The sequence below is a fragment of the Arenimonas sp. genome, from assembly GCF_022842045.1.
GTDB lineage: Bacteria > Pseudomonadota > Gammaproteobacteria > Xanthomonadales > Xanthomonadaceae > Arenimonas.
Genome location: NZ_JALHQI010000005.1, coordinates 58,287 through 75,153 on the forward strand (window position 1 = coordinate 58,287; position 16,867 = coordinate 75,153).

Below are 16,867 nucleotides of genomic sequence, written 5' to 3' on the forward strand. Positions count from 1 at the left end.
TTCCCCTTGAATGCGGTTATAAACTGGGCCTCGAGTATAGCGGCTGGCGCGCCGCTGCAAGGGTTCCGGCGCGAGCCGCATTGCTTCCCCACGGAGCCATGCCCATGAACTTGCGCACCCCTTGTCCGCTCATTCCCCGCTTGTCCGTTCTTGCGTTCGGCTGCGTGCTGGCGCTGGTCGCGGGCTGGCCCGCTGCACCTGCGCAAGCCGCCGTCCGCAACGCCGAGGACCTGCTGATCGTCGACTGCCTGCTGCCCGGGCAGATCCGCCGCCTGGGTCGCCAGGCCACGTACCTCAGCGCTCGCCGCCCGGTTCGCACCACGCAGGCCGACTGCCAGATTCGCGGCGGCGAGTACGTCTCCTACGATCGCGCCAACTACCAGACCGCGCTCAAGGTCTGGCTCGAGGGTGCGATGTCCGGCGATGCCGAGGCGCAGAACAACGTCGGCGAGATTTATTCCAAGGGCCTCGGCACCGCGCCCGACTACGGCATGGCCTTCCAGTGGTTCAAGAAGGCCGCGGACCAGGGCTACGGCCGCGCCAAGATCAACCTCGGCTACCTTTACGAGCAGGGCCTGGGCGTCGAGCGCGACCAGGCCGCGGCGCTGAACCTCTACCGCGAGGCCTCGGGCATCGAGGACGAACTGATGTACGCCTCCGTGGTGCAGGTCGAGATCAAGGCGCGCGACCAGAAGATCACCGGCCTCGAGCAGCAGGTGCAGGCCGGCGAGGCCGAGTCGGCCGCGCTGCGCGAGCAGGTGCGCCAGCTGCAGCAGGAACTTGCGCAGCGACGCAGCGCGCTCGCCGACGCCCGGCGCCAGCTGTCCGACACCCAGGCCAAGCTGGCGCAGGCGCGCCAGCAGCAGGACGACGAGCTCACCAAGCTGCTCGAGAACCAGCTGCTGGCGCAGGAAGAACAGATCAACAGCCAGCGCACCCAACTCGCTTCGCTCGAGCAGCGTGCGGGTGCGTCGGCGGGCGGCGTTTATGCCGCGGCGCCGATGCTGGAAATCCTCGACCCGGTCTTCGTCGCCACCCGCGGCCGCAACACCGCGGTCTACCGCGGAGGCCCCGGCAAGCGCCAGGTGGTCGGGCGGGTGACCGCGCCGGAGCGCGTCGGCGCGATTACGGTCAACGGCCAGCCGGCGCCGCTCAACGCCAGCGGCGGCTTCAGCGCCGAGATCGAGGTGCCTGCGGGCGGTGCGCAGGTGCAGGTCGCCGCCACCGACAAGGCTGGCGGGCGCGCCGAGCTGGCCTTCACCCTGCTGCCGCAGGCGGCGGCCGCCCCGGTCTCCGGCGCGTCGCCGGCGGGCGACGGCAAGCTGCCGCGCGGGGTCAGCCTCGGGCGCTACTACGCGGTGGTGATCGGCAACAACAGCTACCGCGATCCGGCCTATCCCACGCTCACCAGCGCCGCCAACGACGCCAACGCGGTGGCCGCGCTGCTGCGCGAGCGCTACGGCTACGACGCCAGCCTGGTGCTCAACGGCGGCCGGCTCGAGATACTCACCGCGCTCAACGAAATGCGCGAGAAGCTCAAGCCCGAGGACAACCTGCTGGTCTATTACGCGGGCCACGGCGAGATCGACGCGCGCGGCCGGGGCTACTGGGTGCCCAGCGACGGCGCCGCCAACGCCGAGAAGACCTGGATATCGAACGCGGCCATCAGCGACATCCTCAACACCATCCCGGCGCGGCACGTGCTGGTGGTGGCCGACTCCTGCTACTCGGGCACGATGACCCGGGCCTCGGTGCCCACCTTCGACCCGGGCTCGATGGCGCCGGGGCAGTGGGACGGCTGGGTCAAGGCCATGGCCGATGGCCGATCGCGCACGGCCCTGACCTCGGGCGGCGTGCAGCCGGTGCCCGACACCGGCTCGGGCCGCCACAGCTACTTCGCCCGCGCCTTCCTGAACGTGCTGCAGGACAACAACCGCCTCCTCGAGGGCCAGCGCCTGTTCCGGGAGGTTTCGACCGCGCTGGCGCTGGGCGCCATCGACGCCTCGGTCCCGCAGGTGCCGCAGTACTCGCCGATCCGGTTCGCCGGCCACGAAAGCGGCGAGTTCTTCTTCCTGCCCAAGGGCGCCGGGAGCCGGTCGGGCCCCTGAGGCTGGCGCAACGGCCCGGGCCACCCTATAATTCGCGGCCCCGGCGGTGCGACCGCTACGCCGGGGTCCGGAGAGGTGGCAGAGTGGTCGAATGTACCTGACTCGAAATCAGGCGTAGGTGTGAGCCTACCGTGGGTTCGAATCCCACCCTCTCCGCCATATCAGGAAAAAAGGCCCCTTCGGGGGCCTTTTTTTGTGCCCGGCGAAACGCCGCCGCGGTCGTTGTTATCGGCGGCCCGCTACGTGAGAATCGAGGCCACGCTTCCCATTCCCCCCGCAGGAAATGAACATGCAGGCTGCTATCCGGGTATTCATCGTGGCCCTAGGCCTGTTCGTTCCCATCGCGCGATCCGAAGCTGCTTCGCCCGTCCCGCGCGAAGACGATACGCCTGCACTGGCGACCTACCTGGTGTCGTTCGAGGAACCGGCCGCGGCGCGCTTCCGCGGCTTTGAGCCCGCCGACAAGGCGCGACCGCGGCTGGCCGCCACCAGCCCCCTGGCCATCGGTGCCCGCAAGTACGAGTCGCGCAGCCTCGAGGCCCGGGCCTACGTGGCCTACCTGGACGAGCAGCGCGAGGCGCGCCTCGCGGAAGCGGCCCGGCGCCTGGGCCGCCCGCTGCAGCCCCGCTACACCTACACCCATGCGATGAACGGCATGGCGGTGGCGTTGACCGCCGAAGAGGCCAGGCAGCTGGCCCGCATGCCTGGCGTGCGCCGCGTGACGCCGGATTTCAGGCGCTTCCTGCAGGCGGACCGGGGTCCGCAGTGGATCAAGGCAGACCAGGTCTGGAGCGGCGCCGCGACCGGCACGGCCAACCGCGGCGAGGGCGTCATCGTTGGCGTCATCGACAGCGGCATCAACCGGGCCCACTCGGCGTTCGCGGGAACCGGCATCACCAATCCGCTCGGCAGCTTCCGGGGCTACTGCGCTTCCACCCCGGCCGCCTGCAATTCCAAGCTCATCGGCCTCTGGGACTTCACCACCAGCGCCCTTGGCAACACCACCGACCCGGTGGATACCGATGGCCACGGCACCCATATCGCCAGCATCGCGGTGGGCAACGCGTTCGTGCGTTCGGGCACCACCTACAGCGGCGTGGCGCCGCGCGCCAACCTGATCGCGTACAAGGCCTGCGGCGCCACCGGGTGCGAAGGCAGCGCGCTGGTGGCGGCCATCAACCAGGCCGTCGCGGACGGGGTGGACGTCATCAACTATTCCCTCAGCGGCGACCCGGTGGATCCGTGGCTGGCGATCGGTGGTGCCATCAACGACGACAGCGAGGCGCTGCTGGCCGCGCGGGAAGCCGGCATCGTGGCGGCCGTCGCGGCCGGCGACGATGGCCCGACCCGCGGCTCGGTCGGCACGCCCGGCAATTCGCCCTGGGTCATGGCGGTGGCGGCCGCGAGCCACGACCGCACCGGTCCGGGCGACCGGTTGGACGGATTCAGCGCGCGTGGGCCCGTGGTGCCGCTGAGCGTCACCAAGCCCGACCTCACGGCGCCGGGCGTGTCGATCATCGCCGCGGGCCGCACTTTCGGCGATCCGGTCAGCGTGGCGGTGTTCTCCGGCACGTCGGCCTCCACGCCGTTCGTCGCCGGCGCCGCGGCGCTGGTGCGTTCGGTCAATCCGTCGGCGAACGCCAGCGCTGTCGTGTCTTCCCTGATGCTGACCGCGCGCAGCTCGGTCACCGAGGGTGGCGTCGCCACCACGCCGCACGCCCAGGGCGCCGGCATGCTGGACGTTGCCAAGGCGGTGAGGGCAGGGGTGTTCCTGGACGTCGCGCCGGGCGCGTTCAACCTGCCGGTGGCCAGCCCGTACACGGGCGGCGCGGACGCGCTGAACCTGCCCACCCTTGCCCACGGTGCCTGCTACCGCACCTGCAGCCTTACCCGCACTTTCAAGCTGATGCCCGGGGCCAACCCGGCGGGGTATGCGATCAGCGCCACGATGGATGCCGCGGGGGCGCAACTGTCGCCCAGCCTCAACGCGTTCACCAGCAGTGCCGGCGGCCAGGCCGTGGTGTTTACCGCCAACGTCGACGCGCCGGCGCTGGTGGGGCGTTGGGTGCATGGCCGCGTCACGCTGACCAATACCTCCGGGGATGGGCGGCCCAACCTCGTGCTGCCGGTTTCCATTTACGTGTCGCCGTTCGCGACCCAGGCCGCCGAGTTGGCCCTGTCGGGCATCGCGCGATCCGTCACGCGCGAGCGCGACGCGTTCGACGTGGAGGTCAGCGACCTGGTCGCGCTGCCCAGCGCCCGCTTCGTCGCGACGCCGTTGGTGGAGCCTGAAATCACCACGCAGGCCATCGCGGCCGGCACCCGGCAGCTGCGCCTGGTCAATATTCCGGCCACGCCCGCGGGCCAGCCTGCGGTCAGGTACCGGCTGCGCGCCAGCTCGGTCGCCGCCGTGGCCGGGCTGCAGCTGGCCGTCGGTCGCGATACCGACGGCGATTCCCTGCCCGACGCCAACGAAGCGGTCTGCGGCTCGCTGTGGTCGTACGCCAGCGAAACCTGCCAGTTCGAAGTGATGAGCGAGGCGGCGCCGGTCCGCTACTGGATTGCGCTGCAAAGCGAGAGCGCGGTGGCCATTACCGCCACGCTCGAGTCGTTCGTGGTGCCGCTGCAGGCCATGCCCGCCAGCAACCTGGCCGCCACCGGACCCGGGCGCACGGCGCCGGGCGAAACCTTCAGCCTGCGCCTGGTCTACGACGACCCGTCCCTGGTCGCGGGCGAGGTGCGCGTGGGCTACGTGCTGGTGCAGCCTTCGGCCGGCAACACGGCCATCGAGGTGCCGGTGCGCCTGACGCGAAGCGGCGCCAGCTTCGAGCCCTTCGCGCTTGCCAACGGCGTGGCCCGCGCCGTCACGCTGCCCGCAGGCAGCAGCCATCGCGGTCTGTATTTCGACGTCCCGCCGCATGCCACGGCCGTGCAGTTCAGCACCTCGGGCAGCACCGGCAACGTGGACCTGTACGTTGCGCGCGTGGCGTCGCCTGCCGGGCCGGCCATCGCCGAGGCCCCGGCCTGGGACAACAATGCCGCCCTGCGCGCCGCCACGGCCGGCGGCAATGAAACCCTTGTGGTCTCCGGCGGCAACCTCGCGCCGGGCCGTTGGTACGTGGTGCCGGTGAACCCCACGGGGGGCACGCTGGACGCCTCGGTGACGGCCACGGTCACGGCCCAGGGCGCCCGGCCGGGCTTCCTCTCGGGCCAGTACGTGAACCTGGCGCGCGACGGGCACGGCATCTTCGTGGATTTCGCCGGCCCGCAGGGGGCCCCCGACCAGTGGGTGACGGTCTGGTACACGTACCTCGAGGACGGCACGCCGACCTGGTATTACTCGCAGGGCGCATCGCCGTCGGCGCCGGGCATCTGGCGGGCGGAGCTGTTCCGCGTCACCTGGGACGGCGGCGGCACGCACGCGGTGGACGTGGGCGACGTGGTCATCACCGAGACCGGCGCGCAGTCGATGACCTTCAGCTTCAACCTCGACGGCAAGAGTGGCTTCGAACCGATGGTCCGGGTCGGCGGCGGCAGTTGCCCCACGTTCAACGGCCAGGCGCTGGACGCCAGCGGCCACTGGTATTCCCCCAGCCTGGCCGGCTTCGGCTACACCTACCTGGCGACGGGCGGCGGCAACCCGCAGGAAGTGCTGATCCCCTACGTCTACGACGCGCAGGGCTTCCCGCGCTGGCTCTACGGGCAGAAGGGCTTCGACGCCGCGAACGCCGCGTTCAACCTGCAGTGGTATGCCGGCTTCCCGCCGCTGGCGCCGCGGGTGGGGCTGATCGGCACGGCCGCGGGCACCGCCACCCGCACGCTCGCGACCAACAACGTCACCCAGATGTCGGTGGACTCCGCTTTCGGCGGGTTGCTCTCCGGGAGCTGGCAGCAGAATCGCGCGGTCAGCCAGTTGTCCCAGCGCAAGAACTGCCAGTAGTCGCGGCAACCTGGCTCGCCGGGAGCCGCGTGCTCCCGGTGCCGTCCCGGTCCCCGGGGATGGGGCGACCCCCCGGGCCGGGGTAAACTGCGCGACAGACGAAAGGACCACCCCATGTCAGAAATCCAAGCCCCGGTTTCCTTCGGCGAATTGCTCGACAAGGTCGCCATCCTGCAAATCAAGTCCGAACGCATGACCGACCCGGCCAAGCTGGCCAACGTGCGCAATGAGCTCCAGGCGCTTGAATCGACCTGGTCGGCGCATCCGGCCGCGCGGGTCGACATCGCCGCCCTGCGCCAGCAGCTCAAGGCGGTCAACGAGCGCCTGTGGGTGATCGAGGACGACATCCGGCTCAAGGAGAAGGCGCAGGCCTTCGACCAGGAATTCATCGCGCTGGCGCGCGCGGTCTATTTCGAGAACGACGAGCGCGCCCGCATCAAGAAAGAGATCAACCTCGCGCTGGGCTCGGCCTACGTCGAAGAGAAGTCCTACCAGGATTACCGCGCGGGCAATCCCTGACCGCGCTCACCGGCGGCGCGCTCAGCGCCGGCGGCGGCGGAAATCGATTTCGTTGAGCAGCGCGTTGCTGCTGGCGAGCATCGGCAGGTAGTCGGCTCCCGTGCCGAAATTGCGCAAGTTGGGGAAGATCTCCATCGCGTCGCCCTGGCGCAGGCCGAACCAACGCGACAGCGTGCTGCCCAGCTGTTCGACCGCCGTGGTCGGGATCATTCGCCCGCGGCCGACGTCGAGGTCGCTGCCGAGTCGAAGTTCGGGCATCTGCCCGTAGAACTGGCGGCCAACCACGTCGCCGCCGACCAGCCAGCTGTGCCCGCCCCAGCCGTGGTCGGTGCCGTCGCCGTTGTTGTTCAGCGTGCGGCCGAAGTCGGTCATGGTGAACGAGGTGACCTTGTCGGACACGCCCAGCTCCACCGTCGCGGCGTGGAAGGCCGCGACCGCCTGGCTGAGCGTCCGCAGCAGCCGTTCGTGGTCGGGCAGCATGTTGTCGTGCGTATCCCAGCCGCCCAGGCCCACGAAGAAGATCTGGCGTTTCTGGCGCAGCGCGTGGCGCGCCGCGATGGTGCGTGCGACCGTCTTGAGGGTGTCGGCCAGGCGGTTCTGGCCCGCCACCGGGAAGGGCGTGGCCAGTGCAGGGACGCTTTCCAGCGCGTTGAAAGCGAACTCGCTGAAGTCGAGCGCGCGCTGGCTGATGCGCGCGTGCTCGCGGGTGAACAGCGAGGAGTCACGTTTGGCGGCGTCGAGCAGCTTGTAGAAGGCGTCGCGCCGCGGCACCACGCGCGACCAGGTCTGGGTGGGGCGCAGGGTGTCGTTGATGCGGGTCGGCCCGCTGCTGCCCATGGTGTAGATGCCGTCGGCAGCGCCGCCCTGCCACATGTTGGTGCCGGACAGGGAAATGCTGGTGGGCAGGCCGGCGCCATGGAGCAGGCCCGACGCCGCCATGCGATCGGCGATCTTGCCGCCCCAGCCGGCACGCGCCGCGGTTTCGCTGCCCATGGACATGCTGTAGGCCTGCTGGTCCACGTGCGAGAACAGCTCCGGCGGCAGCGGCACGCTGCGCGCCGTGTAGGCCGCCTTGGTGGTGGGCGCGACCAGTGGCCCAACGTTCGCCAGCAGGGCGGCCTGGCCGGACTCGAACAGCGCCTGGATCTCGGTGAGCGCCGGGTGCAGTCCCCAGTCCACGCCACCACCGCCGGCAACCGGCGTGATCGGCAGCAGGCTGGCCTGCGGGACCGACAGCGCCGGACGCGCCGCCTGGTAGTTCGCGTAGGCCGCGGGCGTGCGCGGCACCACCATGTTGAAGCTGTCGGCGCCACCGAAGAGGTAGATGCAGACCAGCGCGCGGTAGTCCTCGCCCAGGCCGAGCTCGGCGGCCTGCACCATCTGCAGCTGGCCCAGCGTGGCCCAGGCGGCCGCGCTGCCCAGCGCGATCTGCGAGGACTGGGCCAGGAAACGGCGCCGCGACTTGGAGTGATCGTTGCTGCCCATGGCCTACCTCTGCACGGCGAACTGCGGCGAGGCCGCAATCAGGAAAATCATGTCTTCCACCCGGTCGCCGCCGCCGTCGTTCATCGGCGTGGCGTAGGCCGCGTCCACCAGGATCTGCCGCATCGCCGGACTCATGCGTCCCGCCATCAGCAGCAGGTTGAGCCGGTCGGCGAGGGCACCGGGCGACACCGCCAGCGCTTTCTCGGTGCTCAGGTTCAGGCGGAAGCGCGCGGTGTAGAAGTTCGCGTCGCCCACGGTGGTGGGGATGGTGGCGTCGTCGCGGTCCATCTGGAACAGGCGGCCATGCCAGTGGTTGAAGGTGCTCATGGCCGTGGCTTCATTGAGGATCTGCAGCTCGGGCGCCACCAGGCCGCGCCGGCGGAATTCCCCCGGGGGCTGGTAGTTGGGCCGGTAGAAGTTGAACACCGAGGGCGATGACATCACCGTCTGGCCCATGTCCGGGCCGGCGCCGCGGTTGCGCAGCAGGGCGCGCGTGGTGGCGCCCGCGGGCGTGGCCACGGCCTGGCCCTCGGCCGCGAACGCGCGCCAGATCGCCGTCTGGCGCAGCACCGGCTCCTTGACCTTGCCGTACTCGTCGCCCGCCGCGATGGCCATGTCCCGCGCCTCGGGGTCGAGCAGGATCGCCTTGACCACGGCGCGCAGGTCGCCGCGCACGCCGGCGCCGTTGTTGTTGAAGACGGTGGCGACGCGCCGCACGTAGGCCGGCGACGGGTTGCTGGTCACCAGGCGCTGGATCAGGTGCCTGGACAGGAAAGGCCCGGTGTTCGGGTGGTTGGCCAGCGCGTCCAGGGCCGAGCGCAGGTCGGCGTCGGCCGTCCGGCCGGCGGCCAGGTTCGTGCCCGGGAAAAGGGTCTTGGCGTTGGTGTCGTGGTAGTTCGCCCACGGCGTCATCGGCCGGATCAGGCCCGGCAGCTTGACGTCGTCTTCCCACACCCACCAGCTGGCGGCGCCGCCGAAGTTCCAGCCGGTCAGCGCGCGCGCGAAGTTGGTGATGACCTCGTTGTTGTAGGTCGGGATCGTGTTGCCGTTGGCGTCGAGCCTGGGCGTGCCGTCGAGGTTGAGTTCGACCAGTCCGATCGAGAACAGCTGCATCACTTCGCGCGCGAAGTTTTCGTCGGGCTCGGTGTTGCGGCTGGGGTTGGCCTTCTCGTTCTGCAGCATGCCCAGGTAGCGGCCCATCAGGGGATGCAGCGTCACTTCCTCGAGCAGCGCGCGGTGGCTGCCGAGGGCGTGCGTGGCCAGCGAGTCGTAGTAGTCGCTGACGGCCAGCTGCGAGTAGCCGACGTTGTCGCTGACGTCGGAGATCACGAAGAACTGGCTCAGCGCGAACGCCACGCGCTGCCGCAGCTGGTCCTCGCCCCTCACGGCAACGTGGGTCCAGGCATCGTGCCGGCTGAGGTTGCAGCCCCAGGCGAACTCGCAGTCGCGGTCGCGCTGGTCCACGAAGTGCGGGCCCAGTTCAGCCTGCAGCGCCTGGTGGACCTGCAGGTGCAGGGTGATCGGGCGGGCGGCCTGGTCGTCGATCCAGGCGGAGTAGCCCATGGACACCACCCGCGAGATCTCGGCGCTGGTGGCGCCGTAGGTCGCCTGCTGCAGGAACCGCGACGCCTCGGCCTGGTTGGCCGGCACCGCCAGGCTGGTCACGAAGCCTCCGCCCGTGGCGCCGCCCAGGTTCCAGTTCTGGTTGCGGCCGGCGGTGGGCAGTTGGCAGTCCCACAGGCGCACGCTGGCGCCCCGCTGGAGCGAATTGCCGCCGATTTCCACGCAGCGCCCGGAGGCCAGGTGGCGCAGGCGGTAGGTGGTGGCCGTGCTGATGCCTTCGATGCGGAAGCGCTGGTCCGCGCCGTTGGTGCAGGCCTGCTGGACGACCGCCGTGCCGTTCACCGTGCCGCCCGCGCGGGCACCCAGGCACAGGTTGGCGGCGGTGCGGACGCTGGCCACCTGGGGCTGGCCTGCCACCGGCAGGAATCGCAACACCTGCGCGGCCGCGCTGCTGCAGGTGTTCTGGGTCAGCTGCACGTCCACGGCCGTCGAGGCGCCCGGCACCTCCATGCACAGGCCGCTGTGCATGGCCACGGCGGTGCTGTTGAACGTGGTGAGGTTGGGAAGGGATTGTGCCGCCAGCGGCGGGCAGGCACAGGCCAGCAGGGCGACCGTCAACAGTCGGCGGGCTTGGCTGCTCATCGGGCGGCTCCGGGGGGCGCAGTGGTCATGAGGCCGCGGGGCAGCGGGCTCTGCGGAAACGTTTACACCAAGGGCCGCCATCTTTCGCCGTGAAGGCGATCAAAACGTGAACCAGTTCACATTTTTCGTCCACGCTGCCCCGGGGACGCGGCCGGGGCCCGGCCTTTCCCGCTTCAGGCCGGGACAGGCCCGCGGGAGCCGGCGGACGAGGCGAAGGCGTCGAATCGCGCCACCACGTCCTCCACGGTGACCAGGTCCATCACCCCGGGGAATTCGATGCGGCGCCCCCAGGCCAACGCGCTGGCCGGCTTGCCCATGAACTTCTCCGCCGCCTCGGCGTAGCGGTTCACCGTCCAGCGCCGGTCCGAGTAGGGGCCCGAGCGCTCGGCGTCGGTGCAGGCATGCAGGCCGAGCACCGCGGTGCCCATGGCGTTGGCCATGTGCGCCGGCCCCGAATCGGGCGACATCACCAGGGTGGCGCGCGCCAGCAGCGCCAGCAGCTGCTTGAACGTATCCTTGCCGACCAGGTCCAACGCCGGTGCCTTCATCACCGCCAGGATGGCGTCGGTGGTCTCGCGCTCGAGCGCGCTGCGGCCGCCGCAAAGCACCACGCGCCAGCCCCGGGCGGCGGCGTGGTCGGCGACCGCGGCGTAGCGCTCCGGCCGCCAGTTGCGCAACACGTGGCTGGAGCAGGGCGAGACCAGCAGCGTGGGCTGGTCGCCCGGCAGTTGTTCACGCGCCCAGGCGTGCGCGGCCTCGGGCACCGGCATCCGCCATTCGACCGGGCCGCGGGCCAGGCCCAGCGGCGCCAGGAACTGCAGGAAGGCATCGAGCACGTGGTGGCCGCCGGGCGGGATGCGTTCGCTGATGAACAGGGAGTGGCCTTCCTTGCTGCGCGCCCGGTCGAAGCCGATGCGGCGGTCGGCCTTCACCGCGGTCGAGGCCAGGCCGGCGCGCAAGGCCAGCTGCAGGTTGAGCAGCACGTCGAAGCGGCGGCCGGCCAGCCTCGCACGCAGGCTGCGGTAGCCAGCCAGGCCCGCCTGCTTGTCGAAGACGACGAGCTCCACGCCCTCGAGCCCTTCCATCAGCTTCGCCTCGCCCTTGCCGATGACCCAGGTGATGGCCACCTCCGGCCAGGCCCGCTGGAGCTGGCGCACCAGGGCGAGGGCATGGGTGGCATCGCCCAGGGCCGAGAGGCGGAGCAGGCAGAGTGATCGCGGCGCGCGGTTCACGGGCATTGGTTAAACTGGCCTCGAATGGAAGTGACCGTCGCCGCCCTCGAGCGCCAGCAGCCTTTCCGCGACGCGCGCGGGCAGGGCACGATTGTGTTCGACCCGGCGCGGGTGCAGCAAGCCACGCCGGCGCTGTTCGACCCGGCGGCATACGGTGCGCAGGCCAGGCCGGTGCAGGCCGGTGGCCGCGGTGCCGCGTGGTTCGTGGCCGGCGGCTTCGGCGAGGCGGTGCTGCGGCACTACCGCCGCGGCGGCCTGGCCGCGCGCCTGAGCCGTGACACCTACCTCTGGCGCGGCGCCGCCGCCGTGCGCAGCTTCGCCGAGTTCCGGCTGTTGGCCGCCATGCACGCCGAAGGCCTGCCGGTGCCGGCGCCGCTGGCCGCGGCCTGCTGGCGTCGAGGCCTGGGCTATCGCGCGGCGCTGCTGGTGCAGCGCATCCCCGCCGTACGCGCGTTGGCCGAGTGGCGGGGCGATGCCGCCGATGCCGCGCCCTGGGAGGCGGTTGGCGCGATGCTGGCCCGCTTCCACGCGGCCGGCATCCACCACGCCGACCTCAATGCCCACAACATCCTGGTCGACGCCTCCGGCACGCCCTGGCTGATCGACTTCGACCGCGGCCGCCGCCGCGCGCCCGGCGCCTGGCGCGAGGCCAGCCTGCGCCGGTTGGCGCGCTCGCTGGAAAAACTTTCGCGCGGCGACGCGCGCTGGCGGCCAGGCTTTGCCCGCTTGAAGTCGGCCTACGAGGGGGCGCGCGCATGAGTTGGTCACTGCAGTTCCTCGGCGTGGGCAACTCCCAGGCCGCCATGCAGCTGGGCTCGGCCTCGGCGGTGCTGCGCCGCGACGGCGTGCCAGCGCTGATGGTCGACTGCGGGCAGGAAGCCCTGACTGCGTTCCAGCAGGCCTTCGGCGCGATGCCGGACGCGCTGTTCATCACCCACGTGCACATGGACCATGTGGCCGGGCTCGAGCGGCTGTTCTTCGCCACGTATTTCGATCCGGCGCGGCGCGGCAAGGTCCGCCTGTACGTGCCGGTGGGCGTGCTGCCGCACCTGCAGTCGCGCCTGGCCGACTATCCGGGCGTGGTCGCCGAGGGCGACGCGAACTGGTGGGACGCCTTCCAGCTGGTGCCGGTGACGCGCGGCTTCTGGCATGCCGGCCAGTGGTACGACGTGTTCCCCGTGCGCCACCACCTGCCCGACACCGCCTTCGGCCTGCGCCTTCCGGGCAGCATGGTGTGGACGGGCGACACGCGCCCGATCCCCGAGATGCTGGCGAAGTTCGCCGATGCCGGCGAACTGGTCGCGCATGACTGTGCGCTGCACGGCAATCCCTCGCACAGCGGCGTCGACGAACTCGAGCGCGAATACCCGCCGGCGCTGCTGTCGCGCTGCGTGCTTTACCACTACGCCTCCGAGGCCGACGGCGAAGCGCTGCGTGCACGCGGGCACCGCGTCGCCCGCGCCGGCGACGTGCTGCCGCTGGCCGATCCTTCCGCGTGAATACCCCGGCCGCACCGCTGCCGCGCGACCGCCTGGGCCGGCCCCTGCACGACCTGCGCGTCTCGGTGATCGAGACCTGCAACTACCGCTGCCCGTACTGCATGCCCGAGGGCCTGACGCCCGAGGAAACCGCGCTCGACCGCGCCCGCCGGCTCGACTTCGACGAAATCGAGACCACCGTGCGCGCGTTCGTGAAGCTCGGCGTCAGCAAGCTGCGCCTGACCGGCGGCGAGCCGCTGCTGCGCAAGGGCCTGCCCGGGCTGGTGGCGCGGCTGGCGGCCATCCCCGGCGTGCAGGACCTGGCGCTCACGACCAACGGCTCGCTGCTTTCGGGCCAGGCGCGTGCGCTGCGCGAGGCGGGCCTGCACCGGCTGACGGTGAGCCTCGATTCGCTCGACCCGGCGCAGTTCAAGGCGCTGTCCGGGGGGCGCGGCGAGCTGCGCGACGTGCTGGCGGGCATCGCCGCCGCCGAAGCGGCCGGGTTCGCGCGGCTGAAAATCAATTGCGTGCTCCAGCGCGGCGTCAACGACGACCAGGCGCTGGCGCTGGCGGCGCATTTCCGCGGCACCCCGCACGTGCTGCGTTTCATCGAGTACATGGACGTAGGCAACTGCAACGGCTGGAAGCGCGAGGGCGTGCTGCCCTCGGTCGAGCTGCGCGACCGGATATCGGCGCGCTGGCCGCTGCTGCCAGTGGACGCCACCTATCGCGGCGAGGTCGCGACCCGCTACCGCTACCTGGACGGGCAGGGCGAGGTCGGCTTCGTGAGTTCGGTCAGTGAACCGTTCTGCGGCGACTGCCACCGCGCGCGGCTCTCGGCGGACGGCCAACTCTTCACTTGCCTGTTCGCGACCCGCGGCCAGCCGCTGCGCGAGCACATCGCCCGCGGTGAGCAAGCCCTGGCGGCGCATCTGGCCGGGCTCTGGCGCGAACGCGGCGATCGCTACAGCGAGCTGCGCGCCTCCGCGCCCGAGCGAAAGAAAATCGAGATGTTCTTCATAGGCGGCTGAGATGGCGACGCGCAAACTGACCCACGTGGACAAGGCCGGCCGACCGGCGATGGTGGACATCTCCGCCAAGGCGGTGACCGCGCGCGAGGCGGTGGCGGAGTGCCGCGTGCGGTTCCCGGCCGCGGTGGCCGCTGCGCTGCGCAAGGCCGGCATGGCCACGGCCAAGGGTGCGGTGGTGGACACGGCGATCATCGCCGGCACGATGGCGGTCAAGCGCACGCACGAGCTGGTGCCGTTCTGCCACCCGCTGCCGATCGACGGCTGCCGCTTCGACGTGGCCTGGGCCGGCGAGGCGGTGCTGCGCATCGAATGCGGCGTGCGCACCACCCACCGCACCGGCGTGGAGATGGAGGCATTGACCGGCGCCACCGTCGCCGCGCTGGTGGTCTACGACATGTGCAAGGCGTTGTCGCACGCGATCGTGATCGGACCGGCCAAGGTGCTGGCCAAGCGCGGCGGCAAGCGCGACTTCGGCGGGGCCCGGGCATGAGCGTGACCGTGCTGTATTTCGCCAGCCTGCGCGACGCCGCGGGCCGTGACAGCGAGTCGCTCCCGGTGCCCGCATCGCTCGGCGCGCTTTACGCCGAGCTGCGCGAACGCCACGGTTTCGCGCTGCCGGCGGAAAAGCTGCGGGTGGCGGTGGACGGCGCGTTCGCGCCGTGGGACGCGCCCGTGGCCGACGGCTGCGAGATCGCCTTCATCCCGCCGGTGTCGGGCGGATGACCCGCTTCGCCATCGCCACCGAGCCCTTCGAGATCGCGCCGCTGCGCGCACGCCTGCTCGCCGACGCCGCCGGCGCGTACGCCAGCTTCGAGGGTTGGGTGCGCGACCACAACGACGGCCGCGCCGTGCAGGGCCTGTTCTACGAGTCCTACCGCGCCCTGGCCGAATCCGAGGGCGAACGCATCCTCGAAGAGGCGATGCAGCGCTTCGCGATCACCCACGCGGCCTGCGTCCACCGCACCGGCGAACTCAGGATCGGCGACCTCGCCGTCTGGGTCGGCGTCAGCGCCGGCCACCGCGGCCCCGCCTTCGACGCCTGCCGCTGGATCATCGACGAGGTCAAGTCCCGCGTCCCCATCTGGAAACGCGAACGCTACGCCACCGGCGCCACCGACTGGCTGCATCCCGGGGCGTGATCGATACCAGCGCTTTAACGCGGATCAGAGCGAAAAAAGCCGGATCAGAGCGGATACGGCAAAGGCCGGAGTGGGCCAACTCCAGTTCGAAACTCATCGCGAGAAGCGTCGGCGTGGGGAGCCCCCCTTGGTAAGGGGGGCGCGCCGACAGGCGCAGGGGATTGGAGGGGAACGGCCTGGGGCCCATGGTTTGCGGAGCAAACTATGGGAGCCGCTCGGGCGCAGCCCGAGAGGGGCGGCAGCCCCGCCGGCTGGCCCCGGCGCCCGCATCATCCAATACCGTTGCTGCCTTCCGGCCCTGGCGGAGTTTTCGGACTAGCGTCGCGGGGGGCCGACGGGGCCACCATTGAAGCGAACGGCGCGCCGGGGGCGCGCCGTCTGAAGAGTGGCGGAGAGAGAGGGATTCGAACCCTCGATACGGGGTTTAGCCGTATACACACTTTCCAGGCGTGCTCCTTCAACCGCTCGGACATCTCTCCGCAGAGATAACCGCCTGAAACGAGCCGGAAATCATACCCGTCGCGGCGGACGGCCACAAGCGCGGCGATTCCCGCTGGCCCGGGGGCGGGGGGGTTGGCACAATGGCCCGGCCGGTCCCGACCCCGTGTGAGCCCCTGCATGTCCTACCTCGTGCTAGCCCGAAAATGGCGCCCCCGGCGCTTCTCCGAACTGGTCGGGCAGGAACACGTGGTGCGTGCGCTCAGCAACGCCCTCGAGACCGGCAAGGTCCACCACGCCTTCCTGTTCACCGGCACCCGGGGCGTGGGCAAGACCACCATCGCCCGCATCTTCGCCAAGTCGCTCAACTGCGAGCGCGGCACCAGCGCCGAGCCCTGCGGCGAGTGCGCCGCCTGCCGCGACATCGACGCCGGCCGCTACGTCGACCTGCTCGAGATCGACGCCGCCAGCAACACCGGCGTGGACGATGTCCGCGAGCTTATCGACAACGCCCAGTACATGCCTTCGCGCGGCAAGACCAAGGTCTACCTGATCGACGAAGTGCACATGCTGTCCAAGAGCGCGTTCAACGCACTGCTCAAGACGCTCGAGGAGCCGCCGGAGCACGTCAAGTTCCTGCTGGCCACCACCGATCCGCAGAAGCTGCCGGTCACCGTGCTTTCGCGCTGCCTGCAGTTCAACCTGCGGCGGCTCGACGAGGCGCAGATCGGCGGCCAGATCACCCGCATCCTTGCCGCCGAGGGCATCCCGGCCGAGGCGGGCGCCGTGGCGCTGCTGGCCCGGGCGGCCGACGGCAGCCTGCGCGATGGCCTGTCGCTGCTCGACCAGGCCATCGCGTACACCGGCGGCCAACTGGGCGAAGAAGCGGTGAACGCGATGCTCGGTACGGTCGATCGCGCCCAGGTCGGCGCGCTGCTCGAGGCGCTGGCGGGCGCCGACGGCGCGGCGCTGATGGCGCGCATCGAGGAACTGGCGGCGTATTCGCCTGACTTCGGCCACGTGCTCGAGGACCTGGCCACGGCCCTGCACCAGGTCCAGCTGCAGCAGCTGGTGCCGGGCGCCGTGGCGCCGGAGGGCCGGGTCGATGTCGCCAGCCTGGCCGCGCGGCTGTCGCCCGAGCTGGTGCAGCTCTGGTACCAGATGGCCGTGACCGGCCGCCGCGACCTGGGCCTCGCGCCCAGCCCGCGCACCGGCTTCGAGATGTCGCTGCTGCGCATGCTGGCGTTCCGGCCGGCGGGCGATGCGGGGGCGGCGCTGGGACCGGCGCGCGC

The 16,867-nt window shown here is 71.0% G+C and carries 13 protein-coding genes, 2 tRNA genes and 1 other RNA gene; 11 read left to right on the forward strand and 5 right to left on the reverse strand.

From position 1 onward, the window contains the following. Positions 1-104: 104 nt before the first annotated feature. From Q0C12_RS02430 to Q0C12_RS02445, 4 genes are all read left to right on the forward strand, one after another. A complete protein-coding gene (locus tag Q0C12_RS02430) occupies positions 105-2,108 on the forward strand; it encodes a caspase family protein (protein WP_290885685.1) in 2,004 nt (667 codons plus the stop codon). A 69-nt stretch (positions 2,109-2,177) separates the two neighbouring features. Beyond that, positions 2,178-2,267 (forward strand) — tRNA-Ser (locus Q0C12_RS02435). A 130-nt stretch (positions 2,268-2,397) separates the two neighbouring features. Beyond that, positions 2,398-6,048, forward strand: coding sequence for a S8 family serine peptidase (locus Q0C12_RS02440; protein WP_290885688.1), 3,651 nt, complete (start codon positions 2,398-2,400; stop codon positions 6,046-6,048). Positions 6,049-6,162: 114 nt separating this feature from the next. Further along, positions 6,163-6,567 (forward strand): DUF6165 family protein, encoded by a 405-nt coding sequence (locus tag Q0C12_RS02445; RefSeq protein ID WP_290885691.1) that lies wholly within the window; start codon positions 6,163-6,165, stop codon positions 6,565-6,567. Positions 6,568-6,588: 21 nt separating this feature from the next. On the opposite strand, the gene Q0C12_RS02450 is transcribed toward Q0C12_RS02445, so the two are convergent. The 3 genes from Q0C12_RS02450 to Q0C12_RS02460 form a co-directional block, all read right to left on the reverse strand. Further along, a complete protein-coding gene (locus Q0C12_RS02450) occupies positions 6,589-8,052 on the reverse strand; it encodes a DUF1501 domain-containing protein (RefSeq protein ID WP_290885693.1) in 1,464 nt (487 codons plus the stop codon). A 3-nt stretch (positions 8,053-8,055) separates the two neighbouring features. Continuing rightward, the gene (locus Q0C12_RS02455; RefSeq protein ID WP_290885697.1) at positions 8,056-10,257 is read right to left on the reverse strand and encodes a DUF1800 family protein; all 2,202 of its coding nucleotides are present in this window, start codon (positions 10,255-10,257) and stop codon (positions 8,056-8,058) included. Positions 10,258-10,430: 173 nt separating this feature from the next. Beyond that, positions 10,431-11,489: a glycosyltransferase family 9 protein gene (locus Q0C12_RS02460; RefSeq protein ID WP_290885700.1), complete on the reverse strand. Its 1,059-nt coding sequence runs from the start codon at positions 11,487-11,489 to the stop codon at positions 10,431-10,433. A gap of 24 nt (positions 11,490-11,513) precedes the next feature. Between Q0C12_RS02460 and Q0C12_RS02465 the strand changes: the two genes are divergently transcribed. The 6 genes from Q0C12_RS02465 to Q0C12_RS02490 are packed head-to-tail and all read left to right on the forward strand — an operon-like array spanning position 11,514 to position 15,137. Continuing rightward, entirely contained in the window at positions 11,514-12,248 is a 735-nt protein-coding gene (locus Q0C12_RS02465) for a 3-deoxy-D-manno-octulosonic acid kinase (protein WP_290885702.1), read from the forward strand. Further along, on the forward strand, positions 12,245-12,988 hold the full coding sequence (locus tag Q0C12_RS02470; RefSeq protein ID WP_290885705.1) for an MBL fold metallo-hydrolase: 744 nt from the start codon (positions 12,245-12,247) through the stop codon (positions 12,986-12,988). The genes Q0C12_RS02465 and Q0C12_RS02470 overlap by 4 nt, the downstream gene beginning before the upstream one ends. After that, complete coding sequence (gene moaA / locus Q0C12_RS02475; protein ID WP_290885708.1) at positions 12,985-13,998, forward strand: GTP 3',8-cyclase MoaA; 1,014 nt, start codon at positions 12,985-12,987, stop codon at positions 13,996-13,998. The genes Q0C12_RS02470 and moaA overlap by 4 nt, the downstream gene beginning before the upstream one ends. 1 nt (position 13,999) lies before the next feature. Next, the gene (gene moaC, locus Q0C12_RS02480; RefSeq protein WP_290885710.1) at positions 14,000-14,488 is read left to right on the forward strand and encodes a cyclic pyranopterin monophosphate synthase MoaC; all 489 of its coding nucleotides are present in this window, start codon (positions 14,000-14,002) and stop codon (positions 14,486-14,488) included. Further along, complete coding sequence (locus Q0C12_RS02485; protein ID WP_290885711.1) at positions 14,485-14,721, forward strand: MoaD/ThiS family protein; 237 nt, start codon at positions 14,485-14,487, stop codon at positions 14,719-14,721. Before moaC ends, Q0C12_RS02485 begins: the two co-directional genes overlap by 4 nt. Beyond that, positions 14,718-15,137, forward strand: a complete 420-nt coding sequence (locus tag Q0C12_RS02490; protein WP_290885712.1) for a molybdenum cofactor biosynthesis protein MoaE — start codon at positions 14,718-14,720, stop codon at positions 15,135-15,137. Before Q0C12_RS02485 ends, Q0C12_RS02490 begins: the two co-directional genes overlap by 4 nt. A 241-nt stretch (positions 15,138-15,378) precedes the next feature. Here Q0C12_RS02490 and ffs read toward each other — a convergent pair. Further along, an RNA gene (ffs, locus tag Q0C12_RS02495) (signal recognition particle sRNA small type) lies at positions 15,379-15,475 on the reverse strand. Positions 15,476-15,523: 48 nt separating this feature from the next. After that, positions 15,524-15,616: transfer RNA gene (locus Q0C12_RS02500), tRNA-Ser, on the reverse strand. Positions 15,617-15,755: 139 nt separating this feature from the next. Here Q0C12_RS02500 and dnaX point away from each other — a divergent pair. Continuing rightward, positions 15,756-16,867: DNA polymerase III subunit gamma/tau (dnaX, locus tag Q0C12_RS02505; RefSeq protein WP_290885713.1), on the forward strand; the 1,112-nt coding region annotated here is incomplete at its 3' end.

What these genes read in the sequence shown, in the direction of transcription:
- Q0C12_RS02430 (WP_290885685.1), top strand. Translation starts at nt 105, where the DNA reads ATGAACTTGCGCACCCCTTGTCCGCTCATTCCCCGCTTGTCCGTTCTT.
- Q0C12_RS02440 (WP_290885688.1), top strand. Translation starts at nt 2,398, where the DNA reads ATGCAGGCTGCTATCCGGGTATTCATCGTGGCCCTAGGCCTGTTCGTT.
- Q0C12_RS02445 (WP_290885691.1), top strand. Translation starts at nt 6,163, where the DNA reads ATGTCAGAAATCCAAGCCCCGGTTTCCTTCGGCGAATTGCTCGACAAG.
- Q0C12_RS02450 (WP_290885693.1), bottom strand. Translation starts at nt 8,052, where the DNA reads ATGGGCAGCAACGATCACTCCAAGTCGCGGCGCCGTTTCCTGGCCCAG.
- Q0C12_RS02455 (WP_290885697.1), bottom strand. Translation starts at nt 10,257, where the DNA reads ATGAGCAGCCAAGCCCGCCGACTGTTGACGGTCGCCCTGCTGGCCTGT.
- Q0C12_RS02465 (WP_290885702.1), top strand. Translation starts at nt 11,514, where the DNA reads ATGGAAGTGACCGTCGCCGCCCTCGAGCGCCAGCAGCCTTTCCGCGAC.
- Q0C12_RS02470 (WP_290885705.1), top strand. Translation starts at nt 12,245, where the DNA reads ATGAGTTGGTCACTGCAGTTCCTCGGCGTGGGCAACTCCCAGGCCGCC.
- moaC (WP_290885710.1), top strand. Translation starts at nt 14,000, where the DNA reads ATGGCGACGCGCAAACTGACCCACGTGGACAAGGCCGGCCGACCGGCG.
- Q0C12_RS02485 (WP_290885711.1), top strand. Translation starts at nt 14,485, where the DNA reads ATGAGCGTGACCGTGCTGTATTTCGCCAGCCTGCGCGACGCCGCGGGC.
- Q0C12_RS02490 (WP_290885712.1), top strand. Translation starts at nt 14,718, where the DNA reads ATGACCCGCTTCGCCATCGCCACCGAGCCCTTCGAGATCGCGCCGCTG.